19 protein-coding genes are annotated in these 18,120 nt (G+C 39.8%); 14 read left to right on the top strand and 5 right to left on the bottom strand.

The features are described from left to right. The first annotated feature begins 511 nt into the window (after nucleotides 1–511). Entirely contained in the window at nucleotides 512–1,906 is a 1,395-nt protein-coding gene (locus tag A3M5_RS0117040; protein ID WP_018395004.1) for an MFS transporter, read from the top strand. A 210-nt stretch (nucleotides 1,907–2,116) separates the two neighbouring features. Here A3M5_RS0117040 and A3M5_RS0117035 read toward each other — a convergent pair whose 3' ends face one another. Next, on the bottom strand, nucleotides 2,117–2,467 hold the full coding sequence (locus A3M5_RS0117035; protein WP_231373245.1) for a hypothetical protein: 351 nt from the start codon (nucleotides 2,465–2,467) through the stop codon (nucleotides 2,117–2,119). A gap of 567 nt (nucleotides 2,468–3,034) precedes the next feature. On the opposite strand from A3M5_RS0117035, the gene rlmN reads away from it, so the two are divergent. The 6 genes from rlmN (at nucleotide 3,035) to A3M5_RS0117005 (ending at nucleotide 7,712) form a co-directional block, all read left to right on the top strand. Next, nucleotides 3,035–4,096, top strand: coding sequence for a dual-specificity RNA methyltransferase RlmN (rlmN, locus tag A3M5_RS0117030; RefSeq protein ID WP_018395002.1), 1,062 nt, complete (start codon nucleotides 3,035–3,037; stop codon nucleotides 4,094–4,096). A gap of 514 nt (nucleotides 4,097–4,610) precedes the next feature. Then, nucleotides 4,611–6,131: a DUF8451 domain-containing protein gene (locus A3M5_RS0117025; RefSeq protein ID WP_018395001.1), complete on the top strand. Its 1,521-nt coding sequence runs from the start codon at nucleotides 4,611–4,613 to the stop codon at nucleotides 6,129–6,131. Between the two features lie 86 nt (nucleotides 6,132–6,217). Continuing rightward, the gene (locus tag A3M5_RS0117020) at nucleotides 6,218–6,454 is read left to right on the top strand and encodes a hypothetical protein (protein ID WP_018395000.1); all 237 of its coding nucleotides are present in this window, start codon (nucleotides 6,218–6,220) and stop codon (nucleotides 6,452–6,454) included. Between the two features lie 78 nt (nucleotides 6,455–6,532). Beyond that, nucleotides 6,533–6,778, top strand: a complete 246-nt coding sequence (locus A3M5_RS0117015; protein WP_018394999.1) for a hypothetical protein — start codon at nucleotides 6,533–6,535, stop codon at nucleotides 6,776–6,778. A 130-nt stretch (nucleotides 6,779–6,908) separates the two neighbouring features. Beyond that, a complete protein-coding gene (locus A3M5_RS0117010; protein WP_018394998.1) occupies nucleotides 6,909–7,259 on the top strand; it encodes an ASCH domain-containing protein in 351 nt (116 codons plus the stop codon). An 18-nt stretch (nucleotides 7,260–7,277) separates the two neighbouring features. Next, on the top strand, nucleotides 7,278–7,712 hold the full coding sequence (locus tag A3M5_RS0117005; protein ID WP_018394997.1) for a hypothetical protein: 435 nt from the start codon (nucleotides 7,278–7,280) through the stop codon (nucleotides 7,710–7,712). A gap of 104 nt (nucleotides 7,713–7,816) precedes the next feature. Here A3M5_RS0117005 and A3M5_RS0117000 read toward each other — a convergent pair whose 3' ends face one another. From A3M5_RS0117000 to A3M5_RS0116995, 3 genes are all read right to left on the bottom strand, one after another. After that, a complete protein-coding gene (locus A3M5_RS0117000; RefSeq protein ID WP_018394996.1) occupies nucleotides 7,817–8,083 on the bottom strand; it encodes a response regulator transcription factor in 267 nt (88 codons plus the stop codon). A gap of 502 nt (nucleotides 8,084–8,585) precedes the next feature. After that, nucleotides 8,586–8,819: a hypothetical protein gene (locus tag A3M5_RS24900; protein WP_082193930.1), complete on the bottom strand. Its 234-nt coding sequence runs from the start codon at nucleotides 8,817–8,819 to the stop codon at nucleotides 8,586–8,588. Nucleotides 8,820–8,937: 118 nt separating this feature from the next. Further along, complete coding sequence (locus tag A3M5_RS0116995) at nucleotides 8,938–10,137, bottom strand: nitrate/nitrite transporter (protein WP_018394995.1); 1,200 nt, start codon at nucleotides 10,135–10,137, stop codon at nucleotides 8,938–8,940. A 196-nt stretch (nucleotides 10,138–10,333) separates the two neighbouring features. Between A3M5_RS0116995 and A3M5_RS26505 the strand changes: the two genes are divergently transcribed. From A3M5_RS26505 to fdhD, 4 genes are all read left to right on the top strand, one after another. After that, complete coding sequence (locus tag A3M5_RS26505; RefSeq protein WP_018394994.1) at nucleotides 10,334–10,462, top strand: hypothetical protein; 129 nt, start codon at nucleotides 10,334–10,336, stop codon at nucleotides 10,460–10,462. A 19-nt stretch (nucleotides 10,463–10,481) separates the two neighbouring features. Further along, nucleotides 10,482–12,761, top strand: a complete 2,280-nt coding sequence (nirB, locus tag A3M5_RS25555) for a nitrite reductase large subunit NirB (protein WP_018394993.1) — start codon at nucleotides 10,482–10,484, stop codon at nucleotides 12,759–12,761. A gap of 9 nt (nucleotides 12,762–12,770) precedes the next feature. Continuing rightward, the gene (gene nasC / locus A3M5_RS25550; protein ID WP_018394992.1) at nucleotides 12,771–14,852 is read left to right on the top strand and encodes an assimilatory nitrate reductase catalytic subunit NasC; all 2,082 of its coding nucleotides are present in this window, start codon (nucleotides 12,771–12,773) and stop codon (nucleotides 14,850–14,852) included. 226 nt (nucleotides 14,853–15,078) lie between these two features. Next, nucleotides 15,079–15,831, top strand: coding sequence for a formate dehydrogenase accessory sulfurtransferase FdhD (gene fdhD / locus A3M5_RS0116975; protein WP_051080880.1), 753 nt, complete (start codon nucleotides 15,079–15,081; stop codon nucleotides 15,829–15,831). 53 nt (nucleotides 15,832–15,884) lie between these two features. On the opposite strand, the gene A3M5_RS0116970 is transcribed toward fdhD, so the two are convergent. Then, a complete protein-coding gene (locus A3M5_RS0116970) occupies nucleotides 15,885–16,463 on the bottom strand; it encodes a molybdenum cofactor guanylyltransferase (protein ID WP_018394990.1) in 579 nt (192 codons plus the stop codon). A gap of 42 nt (nucleotides 16,464–16,505) precedes the next feature. On the opposite strand from A3M5_RS0116970, the gene mobB reads away from it, so the two are divergent. The 3 genes from mobB to A3M5_RS0116955 all read left to right on the top strand — a co-directional run bounded on the left by mobB (nucleotide 16,506) and on the right by A3M5_RS0116955 (nucleotide 17,971). Next, nucleotides 16,506–16,991, top strand: coding sequence for a molybdopterin-guanine dinucleotide biosynthesis protein B (gene mobB, locus A3M5_RS0116965; RefSeq protein WP_018394989.1), 486 nt, complete (start codon nucleotides 16,506–16,508; stop codon nucleotides 16,989–16,991). 75 nt (nucleotides 16,992–17,066) lie between these two features. Then, nucleotides 17,067–17,549, top strand: a complete 483-nt coding sequence (locus A3M5_RS0116960) for a COG4315 family predicted lipoprotein (protein ID WP_018394988.1) — start codon at nucleotides 17,067–17,069, stop codon at nucleotides 17,547–17,549. 152 nt (nucleotides 17,550–17,701) lie between these two features. Then, the gene (locus A3M5_RS0116955; protein ID WP_018394987.1) at nucleotides 17,702–17,971 is read left to right on the top strand and encodes a hypothetical protein; all 270 of its coding nucleotides are present in this window, start codon (nucleotides 17,702–17,704) and stop codon (nucleotides 17,969–17,971) included. Nucleotides 17,972–18,120 lie beyond the last annotated feature (149 nt).

Genomic DNA, 18,120 nt, shown 5'->3' with positions numbered 1-18,120 from the left:
TTCAAGCTGCATCATCTATTTTTTGAACTCAGACGTAAAGGTACGATATGCTTGCTTCATCATGTTTTCGGCTCTACGTCTATTCTAGGTCAAGTAAGTGTACGTGACCGAAATTTTTCTGTCCAGATAAAGTGTAGACGATTCATATAAATTCATTCAAACTCCAAATCCTTTTTGTAAAAAGATTAACCTAAAATGGAAAAAAGTTTTTTGGAGCGCTTACAAAATTATATTGACGGAATAAAAAGAGGATGATATTCTACTGGTACGGTAATTAATTAGTTTATTAAACTAATTAATATTCTATCTTGAGATTTAACAAAAAATTTTTTTGTGTATTTTTGAAAGGGATTTCAAAAATAAAAAATAGAACAAATTTTAAGGAGAAAGGCAAATGTTTTGCTGAAGGTGGGAATAGTGATGGACACACCTTTAAATATCCGAAGGTTCTGATATTAATTTTAGGGGAAAGCTTCTGAAATATGTTTTTAAAGTAATGGAGGGATAAAAAATGAATCAAAAAGCTACGGGAACAGGATCTGCAAATGTGGAAGTCAGAAAATTTGGCATGAGAGATAAATTCGGTTATTTGTTTGGTGATTTCGGTAATGACTTTTTCTTTATGCTAGTACTGTCGTTCTTAATGGTTTACTATACAGATGTTTTCCATATTAGTGCGGCTACTGTAGGAGTCCTCTTTTTAGTTGCACGTTTATGGGATGCCGTTGCGGATGTTGCATGGGGTCGGTTTATTGATACGAGAAAATCTGGAAAGAACGGTAAATTTAAACCATGGATTTTCAGAATGTCCTTTCCACTCGTTATTTCAGGTATATTAATGTTCGTGAAAATTCCAGGTATGTCAGATGGATTTTATATGGCATGGGCTTTCGTCACATATATTGTCTGGGGAACTTTATATAGCACGGTGAATATTCCATACGGCTCCATGGCGTCTGTCATTACGAGCGATCCTGTTGAACGTACAGCGTTATCCACTTGGAGAACGATGGGTGCGATGTTGGCAAGTTTAATCATTAATGTACTTGGCCCGCTCATTGTGTTTGTAGACAATAAGATGGATGCGAACCGTATGCTGATGGCAGCCGCTATTTTCGGTGTTCTGGCGATTGTTTGTTACATGGCATGCTATAAATTATCAACGGAACGTATTGTTGCACCTGAAACTGAAAAAGAAAAAGTGAATATAGCTAAAACAATGAAAGGTCTTTTAAAAAATAAGCCATTAATTTTTATTTTGATTGCATCTTTACTTTTTATGGTAAATACGATGCTGATTGGTACGGTTAATGTGTATTTGTTTAAGGATTATTTCAGTAACGCAGCCGCCTTAAGTATCGTAGGCTTTATCCAAGCGGCATCTGTATTTCTGGCCATTCCGTTAGTGGCACCACTTGTAGCTAGATTTGGCAAAAAAGAAACAGCGGCAGCGGGTATGTTACTTGCAAGCGTTATCTATGCTCTTTTATACTTCTTGCCAAACTTGACTTTAACGCCATTTATCGCCTTTTCGGCTGTTGGGATGTTTGGGTTTGCCTTCTTCAATTTAGTCATTTGGGCATTCGTAACAGATGTGATCGATTACCATGAATATTTAACCGATTTGCGGGAAGATGCAACGGTATATTCGATCTATTCAATGGCTCGTAAAGTAGGTCAAGCTATTGCGGGTGGTCTCGGTGGTTTTGCCATTGCAGCAGTTGGATATGATGCAACTCGTGAGGTGCAAACACAAGGTGCACTTGATGGGATTCATACACTTGCTACATTAGTACCCGCAGTCATCTATATAGTGGTTTTCCTCATTTTAGTTTTCCTATATCCATTGAATAAGAAACGGACAAACCAACTAGCTGCTGATTTAGCTGAAAAACGAAAAATATGACGAGCATAATTTAATTTCAGAGAAAAAATCGTACCGATGAAGGTACGATTTTTTTCGTAATTATTTACATTAAAAATGAACTTGGAAAAGTATCTCCAAGCTCATTTATTTTACTTTCAGTTTTTTACTAAAGCTACTCGTTAGCTTAAGTACAATCCTTCACAATTTGCATTTGTTGTATAGAAGGTTTAAAAAACCAGCCAATCATTCCTATGCCCCAAGACAAACCCCCCTCCTAAAAACAAGCCCTGCACGCAGAGGAGCAAGTATAGGATCGACCGGCATTCCAGTACTCATCAAAAATCCTAAAATAAAAAATATACCAGCAGGTCCTGGAATTTTTAATGCGCCAAAGATAAATGTAGCAATCGTTCCAATAACCCCTACCATGATAGCGGAAGCGAGAAGGGTTCCTAACCCAACTGAAAGGGTCATTCCAAGCAAGACAAAAAACAGTTTTTTAGCTCTTTGGGCATATGGTTCATTCATGACGTAAAGATAGGTGAAGCTCCCTATTCCAGCCAGCAATCCATATTGAAAATTTCCTAATGTTAATCCCACTAAGACTGGTATAGCGGCGCATATTCCAGCACTAATTGCCTTTGTCCAAGGAAGAGGTGTCTTATTAATTTTAAAGGCCTGTTTTATCATCACGATAAGAGTAGAAAAGGCGGACTTAGCAGGCGTATTTTTTTGTTTTTGTGCATTCAGACACTCCTATCTAAAGTATAAGATACCCATCATTGCTTTTCCTCTGTATCTATGCGCAAATGATGCCAGATGGAGCGATGATCCTAAGTGAAGCGGCTTTGAAATACTTCTTGTAAAAACACCTATGCCGCAGCCGGCCAAAACTCTTTAATCCATTCTTTAAGTTATTCCCCGGTTTTCATTTGTTATAAGCATAGAAGTCAATTCTTCCTTTGGAAATAATGTATTTTTTGAATAAAACGCTCACTTATATATAATAAGAAGAGCTGTACTATAAATGAATGAAGTTTATACAGTATCCCCCGTACCTCTCCTTGCTTTTTTTAGAAATTGGAACGATAATAAACGAGTTGCTAGTTTAGGCTACTATAACGTAGAATAGGGTTAAATTTTAGAGCTTTGAAAAGAGGGTAACAAATGAATAAAAAATCCATTTATGGGTTGACATTTGATCAACTAGAAGAATGGCTTATGGCATATGGGCATAAAAAGTTTCGTGCATCACAAGTTTGGGATTGGCTATATAGAAAGCGGGTAACAGACTTCTCTGAAATGATTGATATCAATCAAGAGTGTGTTCAATTACTAGCTGATCACTTTGTCATACAAACATTAAATGAGCATATTAAGCAACAATCAGCGGATGGAACGGTTAAGTTTTTGTTCAAGTTACATGATGGAAATTTGATCGAAACGGTATTGATGAGACATAAATTTGGTTTATCGGTTTGTGTCACAACGCAAGTCGGCTGTAACATTGGCTGTAGTTTTTGTGCGAGTGGATTATTGGCAAAAACACGCGATTTATCCAGTGGAGAAATCGTAGAACAGATTATGAATGTGCAGCATCATCTGGATAAAGCGGGCCAAAGTGAAAAAGTAAGTCACGTTGTGGTCATGGGGATTGGCGAGCCATTTGACAATTTCGATAACCTTATTGACTTTATAAGAGTGATTATTGATCAAAAAGGACTTGAAATCGCTGCAAGACATATTACTGTGTCAACGAGCGGGCTTGCAGATAAAATTTATGAATTCACCGATACGAAATTACCGGTAAACTTAGCCATATCATTGCATGCGCCAAATGATGAACTTCGAACGCGGATTATGAAAATAAACCGGGCGATTCCGATAGAAAAATTAATGAAGGCCGTCGACTATTATTTGGAAAAAACGAACCGGAGAATTACATTTGAATATATCTTGCTGAAGGATGTAAACGACCGTAAGGAAGACGCTCTTCAACTTGCCGAATTGATTGGCGAAAAGCGGCAATACGTTAACTTAATTCCATATAATCCGGTTGATGAACATAGTCAGTACCAAAGAAGCGATCCGGAAGCAGTGATGGCCTTTTATGATACGCTTAAAAAGAAAGGCATTAACTGTGTTGTTCGTCAAGAACATGGGACAGATATTGATGCTGCTTGTGGACAATTAAGAAGCAAGCAAATTAAAAAAGCCAGAGCTCAATAACTTGGAAAAGATCATTGCGGATTAGGATGCTAATGAAGACTTAATGAAAAATGTATGTATTCATTAGCATGAAAACGACTATTAAAAAAGAAGCTAAGGGCATCCTTTAGCTTCTTTTTCTTTATCCACAAGTTTGTTGTGGTATTTTCCGACTTTCTGAATATAAGTATATCAGTGAATTAAATTGATCACATAATAAATGCGTATGGAAAAAGGTACCCATCTTCCATATGCATTATTTAATGGATTGTAAAGTGAAAAAAAACTATTTTAATAAATATTTTAAAATAGTTTTTTTAATGGGAATGTAAAAAATAAACAGAGTTATAATTTTAGAATACTTACGTTTGGTTTTGTATATTAAAATAGTTTCTTTCTGCTAGTATAAATCATCCAATTGCGATGTGTTAACAAAGAAAAAATCTATAAGCTGTAGAGAGGAGAGAAGGTCTAAGCAAAAGGTGATAAAATAAAACAACGAAGAAACAAATAGAGGATAAGAGGGAGATTGAACTTGAATAAAAATATAAATCATCCACCTGATTATTCATCCGCTCCACAGGATAACTTAATCTTAGAACATTACGGAATAAATGAACTTAATTTCGAATCTATTAAAAATTACCGATATAAATTTTCAGCCATTAAACCAGATCATCCATGGAATGGACTTGAAACAAAAGAATTTTTATATAAGATCGGTGCATGGGGAAAGGTACGAAATACAAGTAAGGAAGGCTTGACTATCGCTGGATTATTGATGTTCAGTGAGGAAAGGATTATTACGGAGGTTTTGCCGCAGTATTTTCTTGAATATAGAGAAAGCTTAGAAGGGACAGAGAAAGGGAATTGGTCCAACCGTTTTACTTCACAAGATGGAACGTGGTCAGGGAATGTATTTGATTTTTACTTTAAGGCCAGTGCTGATTTGGCTGCCGATTATAATGTTTTATATGAAAATAACCGTTTTGATCAGTCTGTTGAGAAGGATGATCTGTCTTGCTTGCATGAAGCATTGATCAATTCATTAGTTCACTCTGATTATTATGGAGGCGGCGGCATTGTCATTGAAAAAGAAAAAGAATTATTCCGATTTTCAAACCCTGGTCTTTTTCGTATGTCAGTAGAACAAGCGTTAGAAGGCAACATGAGCAATCTTCGCAATCCTAACCTTTTTAAAATGTTTATTTTAATCGGACTTTGTAAAAGGACTGGTTCGGGATTGAAAAATATCGAAGCAACATGGGAAAAGAAGAAAGAGGGAACTTTGGATATAATCCAGGCACTAGAGTCAGAGCGTACAATCCTCGCGTTACATGTAAAATTAAATTTGTTGGAGGAAGAAGAACAATTAAAGGAAGTAGACGAAAGTGATCTTTTTATATTCCATGAAGACGAAGAACCTTTAACAAAGAACGTTAATGACACGATGGACTCCATAAATAAGAATGAAAGCTCCATGAATAAAGAGGATAACTCCTATATTAAATATAAGAACTCCGATATTATCATTGATAACTCTATAAATAATAAGACGAACTCCGGTATTAATAATGGTAACTCCTATAGTATTGGTGATAAGTCCGATAATAAAGAAGATAACTCCGATAATAACAAGGAGTATCTATTTATTCATACTTTTAACTCCGACAATAGTGAAGTGCCTATAATAAACCATGAAAACACAGATATAGCAGATATAACGGCAAATGACTCGACATATGAACAACAAGAAAAAGCAGCAGATCTCTCTTCTTCAAAGGAAGTAGAGGAAGAACTATGGGAGATTTCAGAACTTGCCAGAAGGAAAAGGCGCTTGCAGCCAAGCACGATGGAAGAGATTATCATTAGACTGTGCACTCAAAAGCCATTAATGTTAAAAGAATTGGCATACTTATTAGAGAGAACACCTGATGGATTAAGAAATAATTATTTAGCTAAGCTACTAAGTAAAGGGAGGGTAAGGCTAAAATATCCAGATCAATTAAATCATCCGAAGCAAGCTTACATGGTTGTTGAGAAGAAAGATCAATGATTGTAGATAGGTCTTTAATTGGGAATAAAGAAATATTAGAATAATGAATATTTCCAAAAATAATATTAATAAGGAGCGGTAGGCAAGTGGGACAATGTAGTATCGATCACTCACAAGAGGATGTAATACAAAAACTCGAAAGCCAGCGGGACTTTTTACCAGCAGATTTGTACGAAGAGTTGCAGTCACTTTTAAAGAACGAGCATGTACAGGAAGGGTTAAATGAGTTATTTCATTTATTTAAAAAATATGATCTAGCTTCCCAAGAGGAGCAGGAAGTGCGAAATCAAAAATTAATGTACTTGATACACAGTAACAAGTAAGCAAAAGAATAATAGCCCATTCCGTTGAATAAAAGTAAATGAAAAGGCATGCAGATAAACAGACAAAGGAGGAGAAAAATGGATTTCTTCTTGGTTGGTCTTGGTTTATGGATAATGATTGGATCTGCCTTGCTTTTATTTATATGGGGGCTATGGAAAAAATCGTGGAGAGCATTAGTATGGAGTGGAATAGCTCTTTTACCGTCAATACTTTCTATATACATTGGCGGTACAGAAGGATGGCTTAAGGTGTCTATTCTTTTGCCGTTGGTACTCTTTGTTCGAGCTTACTACATGAAAAAAAGAAGGGCGCGTCTGTTATGAGGCCTCATTAATATTGAAAACTGCTTCATTTTTGAAGCGGTTTTCCGGTTATTTTTAATCAGATATACTATGGAAAAATAAAATGTGGTAAAGTGGAAGCCTATAATAATATAAAAAAGGTGGTTTTAACATGACGACACAAAATGAAAATGCGGCTTTACCTCCTAAGACGTGCACGATTGAGCGTTTAGTAACAATGGAAGAAGATGTTAAGAAAGTATTGAAAGGTGAAAAAACAGCTACGCGCCGCAATGGCCGCTATGCGGATATTGGCGAAGTGATGACGCTTGATGGCCATGATTTCGTAGTGGAGCGCGTGTATTCGCAATCGCTCGGTGAATTAACAGATGAGCATGCTAAGCAAGAAGGGTATGCGACGGTTGAAGAATATAAAAATTCAATTTTATCGTATCATCCAAATATGCCTTGGCTTCCGCAAATGCGTGTGTGGGTGCACGAATTCCGTGCTGTTCAGAATTGATTTAAGTAAAGGGTGAATATGATTTATCAAGTTATATTATTTATGCACATTTTTAGTGCAATCTTGTCCATTGGCCCATTCTTTGTACTTGTGTCAATGATTCCAAGAATGCGGGCAGCGGATCAAAGAGGGCTGCTTGTGTATTTGTCTTTGTTCAAATCAACCGTCAGTCTCGTGAAACATGCCGGTCATGTACTCGTGACGACGGGTGTTTTGCTTGTTTGGAAAAGCGCGTGGTCTTGGTCAACATCGTGGGTTGTTATGACGTTTGCAGTTATGGTCAGCTCCGTATTTTTCCTGGCACGTGCCTTTTCACCGGTTATTTGCAAGTTTCATGCGCAGAAAATAAGTCAAGATAAGTTAATAAGCAAGCTGCATTGTTCTGTCTGGATTTATATTGCCTTACTCATGATCATTTTATGGTTCATGATTGCCAAACCGGCTCTTTGGTGAAATAAAAAAGACTTGTCATATGGAATATTTACAAATTAACAGCATTCAAAATCCATTGTTTACGAAGCTACATAAATGAACACGTCTTGTTTGATTTTATTCATTCAAGAATTTATTTTTTTAAAAAGAGCATACATAAATGCCATGAGTTCAGCACGGTTTGAGACGTTTAGTTTTTTGTAAAGAATCGTTAAATAGTTTTTGGTAGTGCCGACAGATAAGAAAATTTTCTGGCTGATTTCGTCGTTTGAAAGTCTGAGTAGCAATAAATCGAGCAGTTCAGCTTCACGCGGTAGTAAGTCGATGCCGCTGCTCTTGACTAAATGGGCAATGGATAGGTCCAGCTTTTTTTCAACGACAGGTTCGTTCATAAAAAACGGCTGGATGAATACAAGAAAACCATTTGCCCAGCGACACAGTTTCGAATGGATAAAATGAGACTTTCGGTTTCCATACCATTTAAAATGATAAAATCAATTTGATCAAACGGAGGGAACGAAAAGTAAATAAACCGGCCCAATCCGTAAGCTGCGTACGCAAAAACAGCATAAAATAAACTGAACTGGCTGGCGTATGTATAGGCAGCTCCCCTAACCAAAATAAGCAAAAAAATTGTAATATGAATGAGGAATCATTCATATTGGTAAGAAATCCAATGATTAACTGAATGGTAAGCAGTGATTGATCGGCACGAACGGACAGTTTGTTAAATAGTTTCAAAGCTAGTACTTGTTTTAAGAGAAGAAAGGGAATTAATTTTGTTATTTAAAAATATTAAGTTGGTAAAAGAAGAATTAAAAAAGCCTATATTTCAATTTGGAATATAGGACTTAGTTAAAACCAATAGAGCAATCTGTCATTGATCTCTTAGATTCAACGGCAGCGATTGCAGTAGCCGCGTGATGGATTCAGATATCCAGAATCCACGACGACATTTCCTGTCACAGGCTGATAAATATGACGGAGAACGTTAACGATATGCTGGCGATTGACATTTATGATGGGATGAATAACCGGGACCTCACGAGTTGTGTAATAATTGCGTACTACAACTACACATTGCGGCGGACAAATAACAGGTCGAACATGGCGTTTATATACTTGCATTAGATGCCTGCTACATCGTTCCTGCAACGGACAAATATCAGGATCATGAAAAAATGGTAAAAAAAGAGCTGACTCAAAGCCTGGATTTTTCAGGAGAGTCAGCTCTTTTAATCTTATATTAAGCCGATCTTTCTTTCGGTGCCCATGATTTCCGCCATGAAATTTGTGCAATGGCCAATAGAATGAGTGCGGCAATACCGATAATCGCATAGACGGTAAAGCCTGCCGCGTATGTGCCGGTCATTTGTTTTAATGTACCGAGGATGTTCGGGACGAAAAATCCGCCAACTCCGCCGGCCGCACCAACGATCCCAGTAATCACGCCAATTTCTTTCTGGAAACGCTGTGGTACTAACTGGAATACAGCGCCGTTCCCCATTCCAAGGCACATCATTCCGAAAAACAACAAAGCCGTCACGATTGCGAGAGAAGGAAGTAAACTGACGCCAAACATACTTACGGCAACACCGATAAACAAAAAGCTGAGCAGTTTAGCGCCACCAATTTTATCGGCAATCATTCCGCCGACGGGGCGGAAGAAGCTTCCAGCGATGACACATAGTGTGACGAAGTCTCCGGCTCTTACACTTGAAAGTGCATATTGATCAACGAAAAAAATACTTAAGAAACTCGTCAGGCCGACAAAACCGCCGAATGTGACACTGTATAGCAAACAGAAATACCATGTGTCTTTCATTTTAAGGACGTTAAAATAATTGATCAATGGCTGCGCAGGTGGTTGAGATGGTGCATCTTTTGCAATTAGAACGTACGTGATAAAGACGAGGCTGAGCGGGATAAGGGCAACTCCCAACACGCCATGCCAGCCGACATGTTCCGCAAGACGCGGCCCAAACAATGTCGCAAAAACCGTTCCGCTATTCCCTGCACCGGCAATTCCCATCGCAAGACCTTGCAAATGCGGCGGATACCAGCGGCTGGCCATTGGCAGGGCAACAGAGAAACTGGCACCGGCAACGCCAAGCAATATACCGATGAAATAAAGCTCTGTCATCGTATTTCCGAATAACCATCCCCAGAAAAGAGGGATCATCGTGACAATCATTCCACCAATAGCTGTTTTGCGTGGGCCAATCCGGTCTGTTAATACACCGAGTATTAATCGAAAGAAAGAGCCGGAGAGAATGGGGATAGCGACGATTAATCCCTTCTCAGCTGGAGATAGCCCGAAGTCTTGTGTAATGTACACACCGAGTGCCCCTAACAACACCCAGATCATGAAGCTGATATCAAAGTACAAAAATGAAGCGAGTAAGGACGGCGTATGGCCGCTTTTTTTAAATTCTGATAGTTTCATCTGTTCCTCTCCTTCTTTAAAAGGTAATGATTTCTTAACATAAGTGTATGACTGAGAAAGGTTAATTTCTACCTTGTTGTTAGAAAACCTAACATATTTTTTTGGAAAATAGTGAAAATGAAATTGACTTTCTTCTTTTTATTCCATATTGTGTTAAGTAAGCTAACATGTGAAACTAAATAAGGGAGTGGACAATATGAAAATCTTTTCTTTTTTCTTTATCCTTTTCACGAAAGGTGATGCAGACAAAGAGGCTGCAAGCAATATGGCAGAGTCATTTACAGGAAACGAAGCGTACTGGAACCCTACTTTAAAAGCTGAATAAAAAAGGAGGGACCCTCTATATGGATAAACGAAAAATAGTCGTCATTGGAAACGGCATGGCTGGCGTGCGATGCGTCGAAGAAATAGTAAAGATTAATCCACACTCTTTTCGTATAACGATTTTCGGAAAAGAACCTCATCCGAATTATAACCGAATTTTATTGTCCAAAGTACTGCAAGGTGATACATCTGTTGAAAGCATTACGTTGAATGATTGGAACTGGTATGAAGAAAATAACATTACGCTTTTTATAGATGAGCCAGTTATAAAATTGGATACAGAGCAAAAATGTGTAATAACGGCAAAACGAACAGTAGAGTATGACGAATTAGTTTTGGCGACAGGATCGCTTCCATTTATGCTTCCACTTCCAGGCGCAAAAAAAGAAGGCGTGACTGCTTTTCGTGATATTAGTGATTGCGAGAAAATGATCGAATTATCTAAAAAACACAAAAAGGCTATTGTAATTGGCGGTGGACTTCTTGGACTTGAAGCAGCAAGAGGACTGCTGAATCTTGGAATGAAAGTTGATGTTGTTCATATTGGGGACTACATTATGAACCGTCAGTTGGATCAGACAGCAGCTACTATGTTGCAAAAGGAGCTTGAGAAACAAGGGATGAACTTCCTTTTTCAAAAGCACTCAGCTGAAATTACCGGGCATAAACGGGTGAAAGGACTGAATTTTAAAGATGGAAGCCGCCGGGAAGCCGATTTAATTGTGATGGCAGTCGGTGTCCGTCCGAATATAGAACTCGTTTCGGGAACGGCAATTAAAACGAACCGCGCAATTGTCGTTGACGATTATATGAAGACCAATGTGCCGAATGTATATGCTGTCGGTGAATGTGCGGAACATCGCGGTCTTGTGTACGGGCTTGTCGCGCCACTATATGAACAGGGAAAAATATTGGCGGCCCATTTATGCGGTATGGAAACAAGGGGTTACCAGGGGACTATTTTATCAACACAGTTAAAGGTATCGGGTGTTAATGTTTTTTCAGCCGGCGAATTCATGGAGTGTGATAACACACAGTCGCTGAATTGGTATGATGGCATTCGCAATACGTATAAAAAAATTGTCGTGCGTGATAACAAAATCGTTGGGGCCGTTTTATTTGGTGACATTCAAGAAGGCACAAAATTATTTGACATGATTCAAAAGAAAACAGATTATGCTATTCTTGAAAAAGAAATGAAAAGCGGGGAGAGCTCCTCGAAAAACGGCGATGTGCTTATTGCATCGATGGCCGATCAGGATATGGTCTGTGCATGTAATGGCGTGTCAAAAGGATCGATCGTCAATGCTATATGTGAACTGGATTTACAAAGTGTCGATGAAATTAAAGAATGTACGAAAGCGTCTAGTTCGTGCGGGGGCTGCCGGCAGGTTGTGGCAGGTATTCTTGATTATGTACAGCGAAACGGTGCGGGAGAAGACAAAGTGAAAGAAACAATTTGCGCCTGTACGGACGCGGAGCATAGCACCTTACTAGAAGTCATTCAGCTGTACCCGGGCGATTCGCAATCAAAAATCATGAATCGGCTTGGTTGGAATAATGAAGATGGATGTGTAATATGTCGCCCGGCACTTCATTATTATATGGGTATTCACAGCCAGTCCTTACCGGATATTATAGAGGAGCGGCAGACAGACGGCACGTACGTTATAGCGCCGCGTATGTATGGCGGAGTGACGGGAGCAGACCAGCTGAGACAAATTGCTAATGTCGTTGAGAAATATGCAATTCCTCTTGTGAAACTTGCGGCCGGTCCGAGAATGGAGTTATACGGTGTGAAGGAAGGAGACGCGGCTACGATTCGGGCAGAATTGAATGCAGCCTGCCCGCCTTACGGAAAAGAAATTCATGCAGTGGGCACGTGTGCTGGTATTCAATATGCAGAAGAGGCTATACAAGACTCTGTTCAGGTAGGCATGTTGCTTGAACGAGAACTGGAAACCATTACGGTACCGGCAAGTGTGACAATTGGCGTATCCGCAAGTCCCCTTGATGAAGCACATTCGCTTAAGGGAGATATCGGATTAATTGGCGCACCGGGCGGCTGGGAATTGTATGTGAGCGGTGAACGATTTTACGTAACAATGACAGACGAAGAAGTGATTTCGATGGCGGCTGCATTGCTGCACTATTACCGGGAAACGGCATTTTACCTCGAACCATTGTCTGTATGGATCGAGAGAATGGGCATTGTCTTTATTCGTGAAGAAGTATTGAAGCGGAAAAATAGAAACAAGAATAAAAAAATTTCAACAGGCGGTTGCCATGTTACAAGGTAGGTGAAAAGGATGGAAACGGTCCTAGAAACACAATGCCCATTTTGCAGTGTACAGTGCAAAATGCAGGTTATTGAAAAGAAAGAATCTGGTCTGAAAACGTATAAGGTGCTGCCAAAGCAAAATGCGGCATCAGAAGGACGGCTTTGTATAAAAGGGATGAATGCCTATCAGCACGCATTGAGCGGCGAGCGTATCACAACACCGCTCATTAAAAAAGACGGTGTATTTATGCCGGCTACATGGGAAGAGGCGTACGCTCTTATTTCGACCGAATTTTCGCGCATTCAAAGTGAATTTGGTCGCGATGCCATAGGTGTATACGGCGGCGGATCGCTGACGAATGAAGCTTCTTATTTGCTCGGCAAGTTTGCCCGTGTCGCCTTGCAGACGAAATACATTGATTATAATGGCCGGTTTTGTATGTCGGCAGCGGCAACAGCCGGCAATAAAGCGTTTGGCATTGATCGAGGTTTGACCAATCCATTGCCGGAAGTCAGACAGTCAGACTGTCTTATTTTAGCCGGTACGAATATTGCCGAGTGTCAGCCAACATTAATGCCGTATTTTACAGATGCGAAAAGAAATGGAGCCTACATCATCGTCATTGATCCACGCAATACGTTGACCGCCGAACTGGCAGATCTTCATTTAAAAGTGAAGCCTGGTATGGATGCAGCACTTGCGAACGGATTGCTTAAAGTCATCATTGACGGCGGCTATGCCGATGAACTTTTTCTGGAAAAACGGACAAATGGATTTGAAGAAGTAAAAGCCCATATTGATACACTTGATCTTGCTAAGCTGGCTTCTATTACAGGTGTTCCGGCAGAGGATATTCAAGAAGCGGGCAAACGGTTCGGTAAAGCGGCTTCAGGCATGATTTTGACAGCGAGAGGAGTTGAGCAGCAAACAGATGGGTACATGGCGGTCCGCAATTTTATTAATATTTTACTTGTCACAGGAAAAATCGGCAAAGTCGGCAGCGGGTATGGAGCAGTGACCGGACAGGCGAATGGCCAAGGTGGACGGGAGCATGGTCAAAAAGCAGATCAGCTCCCTGGCTACCGTTCAATTGAAAACCTGGAAGACCGTGCGTATATAGCAGGTGTGTGGGGAGTCGAACCGGATGATTTGCCAGGCAAAGGAGTTTCTGCTTATGAAATGATGGAAAAAGTACATGAGCGGGAAATACGCACGCTGTTTTTAATGGGATCGAACCCGATTGTCTCCAATCCAAATGCGAATTTCGTTGAAGAAGGACTGCGCAAGCTTGATTTTCTTGTCGTCGCAGATATGTTGATGTCCGAAACGGCACAAATGGCGGATGTCATTTTGCCAACGTCTTCTTACTTGGAAAATGAGGGTACATTGACGAATCTAGAAGGCCGTGTCTTGCTACGGGAAGCGGCGCGTCCAGTACCGGGCTTGGTGAAACAAGACTGGGAAGTGCTCAGCGGAGTCGCAGAGTCGCTTGAGAAAGGATCTTATTTTTCTTATTCTAGCGCGGAACATATTTTTGAGGAACTTCGAGTAGCAAGCAGGGGCGGACTAGCTGATTATTATGGCATTACGTACGACCGACTGAGAAAAGAAGAAGGTGTCTACTGGCCTTGTCCATCGATCGACCATCCGGGTGAAAAACGATTATTCGAAACGTCATTTGCCCATTCGGACGGAAAAGCGGCGCTTATTCCAGTAGATAATCATTTTCCAAAGGAGCAGACGAGCGAAGAGTTCTCGCTTTATTTAACAACAGGGCGTGTACTCGGACATTATTTAACAGGTGTACAGACGCGCAAAAGTCCTACACTAGAGGCTCGCCAGTTTGAATCATTTATTGAGATTCATCCGAAAACAGCGAGAAAGCTGAATATACGTGATGAGACGCTTGTCAAAGTAAAATCTAGGCGCGGTGAGATTGTCGTTCGCAGTAAACTAACCGCATCAATTCGGGAAGATACCGTTTTTGTCCCGATGCATTGGAGCGGCATTCAAAATATTAATAAATTAACGAATGAAGAACTTGACCCAACATGTAAAATGCCAGGATTTAAAGTGTGTGCGGTTTCCGTGACCCCGTTGTTGACGTAAAAAAGAGGTTCAATATTAATCCGCTTTTTCTATGTATGAGCAATTTGTGAACGACGGTATAATCCCCTTCTAGTAGACAGATAAAAGAAAGATCTTTATCGTCTAACTAAAGAGGGATTTTTTTGTGGGAGTAATTATATAGAACAAAAGAAATCAATGTAGAGGAGGATTTACGTTGAGCCGCGCGGAAATAAAAAAGGACGTACTGCACTTTTCAAATGGAAAAATGACAACGAGAGAAGACACAATTGTGACTGAATTCCCAGTGACGATTAAAATAAACGGACAAGAATTTGTGACGATGGTTTGCACGCCGGAATACGTTGAAGATATGGCAATTGGGTATTTGGCATCTGAAGGAATTATCCGGAAATATGAAGATATTAAAGAGATATGGGTACAGGAGGATGAAGGGTTTGTTCATGTGAAAACAGATAAGCCGAATCCATACTATGAAAAATTTCAAAATAAACGGTATATTACGTCATGCTGCGGGGGAAGCCGTCAAGGGTTTGTGTTTGTTAATGACGCGTTGACAGCGAAAAAAATGAACGATATTCATGTAAAAGTTTCACCGGAAGATTGCTTTCGCCTTATGAAGGATATGCAGGAATCGGCGGTTACGTTTCAGCAGACAGGAGGCGTTCATAATGCAGCATTATGCGATATGAATGAACTGCTTTTATCTAGAATGGATATTGGGCGACATAACGCTCTTGATAAAATTTACGGATACTGTTTGAAAAATGACATATCCATTAAGGATAAAATACTTGTGTTCAGCGGCAGAATTTCTTCAGAGATTTTGTTGAAAGTGGCCAAGATTGGCTGTGAAATGATCTTATCGAAATCGGCCCCGACTGAACTTGCGCTTACATTGGCAGAAGATCTTGGCATTACAACTGTTGGTTTTATTCGGAATCAATCGTTCAATGTGTACACAGGCGCAGAAAGAATTATGTTGGAAAGCGAGTCATAATGACCCGCCATTTGCTACTTATGCATAATAGTAGGTAAAAAAAAAGAGTAGTATCATCCTCTATTGAATTCCTCAAAATCAGATGGACTATTAATGTTGATAAAAGAAGGTTCTTCTATACTAAAAGAGATTGTTTTATATTTTACACTATTTAACAGAGCTGTCATACTACGCCTATCTTGCTTGAGAAGATGATCAGCGGGTTGTAGGCAGCCACGATGATAAAGGGCGAGAAGAGGGTGGATCTTTTCATTTTGAACAGGCACGACCGCTTTATACTCATTGCTTTTTGTATAAGCGATCAATTGCTTTACAAAATCAGTTGTCACAAATGGTACATCTGACGACAAAACAAAAAACCAATCCGGCTCGGGGAGACTTTTCATCACATGATGAAGAGCAAAAAGAGGACCCCGGTGGCACTCTTTTTCTATCGATAATGTGACACTGACCGCATCAAAATACTGCGCTAGCATGTCGTTCGTGGAAATAATAATCGGCGCCAAATTGTTTTCTTTTAGCGCATCAATGCTGTATTGATAAAATGGTTTTCCATTGTACAGTTCAAACATTTTTGGCTTGCCATAGCGGGACGATTGTCCGCCGGCGAGCACGACACCTGCCATAGTCATCGTATCACACTCCTTATTTCATTATAACGCTGGAGGCTCTACATGAAAAATGTATTACAAGTTGTCGGCTATCAAAACAGCGGCAAAACGACATTAATAACAAAACTTATTACCCATGTCACTGAAAATGGCTTTCGAGTTGCAAGCATTAAACATCATGGCCACGGCGGCTCACCGGATACGAAAGACAGTACACGCCATCAGCAGGCCGGCGCAATTATCGCCGGTGTCGAAGGGGATGGGTTGCTACAGCTAAATATTCAACGTGACAGCTGGCCGCTCGATGATATTCTTGCCGTGTACAATACGTTTCCAGTCGACCTGATTTTAGTGGAAGGGTTTAAAAAAGAATTGTACCCGAAAATAGTACTGATCCGCACAGAAGACGACTTGCCACTTCTTGAACTTGAAGCCATTCAATGCATTATTAGCTGGATTCATTTACACGAATCACGCTATCCCGTTTTTCGTCTTCAAGAAGAAGAACAGTATCTTTCTTTTATTATCGAACGATTAATAAAGTCATGAAAAATGTTTCACGTGAAACATTGTATAATCCTCTTTCCTTGTGGATATTATAATCTAAAAAGGGGGACGGTATTTTTGCGAAAAAAATTAGCATATGTCTTGTTATTGATGTTGCTTGGAGGGTGTCAGCCAGATGAACAGCCAGAAAAGATGTCAGCACCGATCAATGAACCGCAAGAATCGGCTCAAAGTCCGGCTAGCCCATTGAAGGTCATGAAAAAAGAAGAGACTGGTCAGTATTTGGCAGATTCAGCAGGAATGACATTGTATTATTATATGAACGATAAACAGGATGCGTCCGCGTGCACAAATCACTGTCTTGAGGAATGGCCGCCGTTTTATATTGAATCAAGCAAAGTCCCAGAAGGCTTTAGTGAATCTGATTTCGGCGTCATTACCCGTGCTGACACAGGTAAAAAACAAACGACTTATAAAGGCTATCCGCTTTATTATTTTTCACGAGATCAAGTGGCTGGACAGACGAATGGCTATAGTGCAGATGATAAATGGTACACAGTCAACAATTCGATTGATAAAGTAGCACTTAATAAAAAATGATAGACCGGCATGATCGGTCTGTCTTTTTTTGTTCATTTACGACCTTATTCAAATTATGTCTTAAAGAAGCTAAATTCATATCATTGAATTTAGTTTTTTTGTGTTAAAACGGGTATAGGTAACATAAGAATGAAAAAAGCGGAGGGATGGATATGGGATGGAAATATTGGAAGGTAGTCTTACGGTACGGTCATGTAGGGAAGAGAAATGAAATCAGCGTGGCTCGCTACCTTGTCACAGACTCATTTTATACACCGGTTCTCGTTATGGATCAGGCAGCGAATATGCCAGGTGTGAAACATAATGGGGTGACATCTATAAAAGAAGTAACACGTAACGAATTTATTGCGGGCAAGCGACTGGAGCAAGAAAATTTCTATTTACAGAAAATGAAAGCGCTTCATGATGAAAAACCGGCTTGATGAGAATGAAAGTGTACAGGTTATTGCATGAGGAATACCGAAGCTGATAATAAAGTGAAACGTCCATCAGGGAGAGTTTACCGCCCATTAATCTGCGATAAAGATGTAACAAAAAAGACGATTTCAAAAGAATTTCTTTTGAAATCGTC

It is taken from the genome of Bacillus sp. 37MA, assembly GCF_000372765.1.
Taxonomy (GTDB): domain Bacteria; phylum Bacillota; class Bacilli; order Bacillales; family Domibacillaceae; genus Domibacillus; species Domibacillus aminovorans.
The sequence above is the reverse complement of the archived record's forward strand: the minus strand, read 5'-3'. Positions and strand labels throughout refer to the sequence as shown.

Excerpts from the sequence above, each read along its gene's own strand:
- A3M5_RS0117040 (WP_018395004.1), top strand. The coding sequence starts at position 512 with ATGAATCAAAAAGCTACGGGAACAGGATCTGCAAATGTGGAAGTCAGA.
- rlmN (WP_018395002.1), top strand. The coding sequence starts at position 3,035 with ATGAATAAAAAATCCATTTATGGGTTGACATTTGATCAACTAGAAGAA.
- A3M5_RS0117015 (WP_018394999.1), top strand. The coding sequence starts at position 6,533 with ATGGATTTCTTCTTGGTTGGTCTTGGTTTATGGATAATGATTGGATCT.
- A3M5_RS0117010 (WP_018394998.1), top strand. The coding sequence starts at position 6,909 with ATGACGACACAAAATGAAAATGCGGCTTTACCTCCTAAGACGTGCACG.
- A3M5_RS0117005 (WP_018394997.1), top strand. The coding sequence starts at position 7,278 with ATGATTTATCAAGTTATATTATTTATGCACATTTTTAGTGCAATCTTG.
- A3M5_RS0117000 (WP_018394996.1), bottom strand. The coding sequence starts at position 8,083 with ATGAACGAACCTGTCGTTGAAAAAAAGCTGGACCTATCCATTGCCCAT.
- A3M5_RS24900 (WP_082193930.1), bottom strand. The coding sequence starts at position 8,819 with ATGCAAGTATATAAACGCCATGTTCGACCTGTTATTTGTCCGCCGCAA.
- A3M5_RS0116995 (WP_018394995.1), bottom strand. The coding sequence starts at position 10,137 with ATGAAACTATCAGAATTTAAAAAAAGCGGCCATACGCCGTCCTTACTC.
- A3M5_RS26505 (WP_018394994.1), top strand. The coding sequence starts at position 10,334 with ATGAAAATCTTTTCTTTTTTCTTTATCCTTTTCACGAAAGGTGATGCA.
- nirB (WP_018394993.1), top strand. The coding sequence starts at position 10,482 with ATGGATAAACGAAAAATAGTCGTCATTGGAAACGGCATGGCTGGCGTG.
- nasC (WP_018394992.1), top strand. The coding sequence starts at position 12,771 with ATGGAAACGGTCCTAGAAACACAATGCCCATTTTGCAGTGTACAGTGC.
- fdhD (WP_051080880.1), top strand. The coding sequence starts at position 15,079 with ATGACAACGAGAGAAGACACAATTGTGACTGAATTCCCAGTGACGATT.
- A3M5_RS0116970 (WP_018394990.1), bottom strand. The coding sequence starts at position 16,463 with ATGACTATGGCAGGTGTCGTGCTCGCCGGCGGACAATCGTCCCGCTAT.
- mobB (WP_018394989.1), top strand. The coding sequence starts at position 16,506 with ATGAAAAATGTATTACAAGTTGTCGGCTATCAAAACAGCGGCAAAACG.
- A3M5_RS0116955 (WP_018394987.1), top strand. The coding sequence starts at position 17,702 with ATGGGATGGAAATATTGGAAGGTAGTCTTACGGTACGGTCATGTAGGG.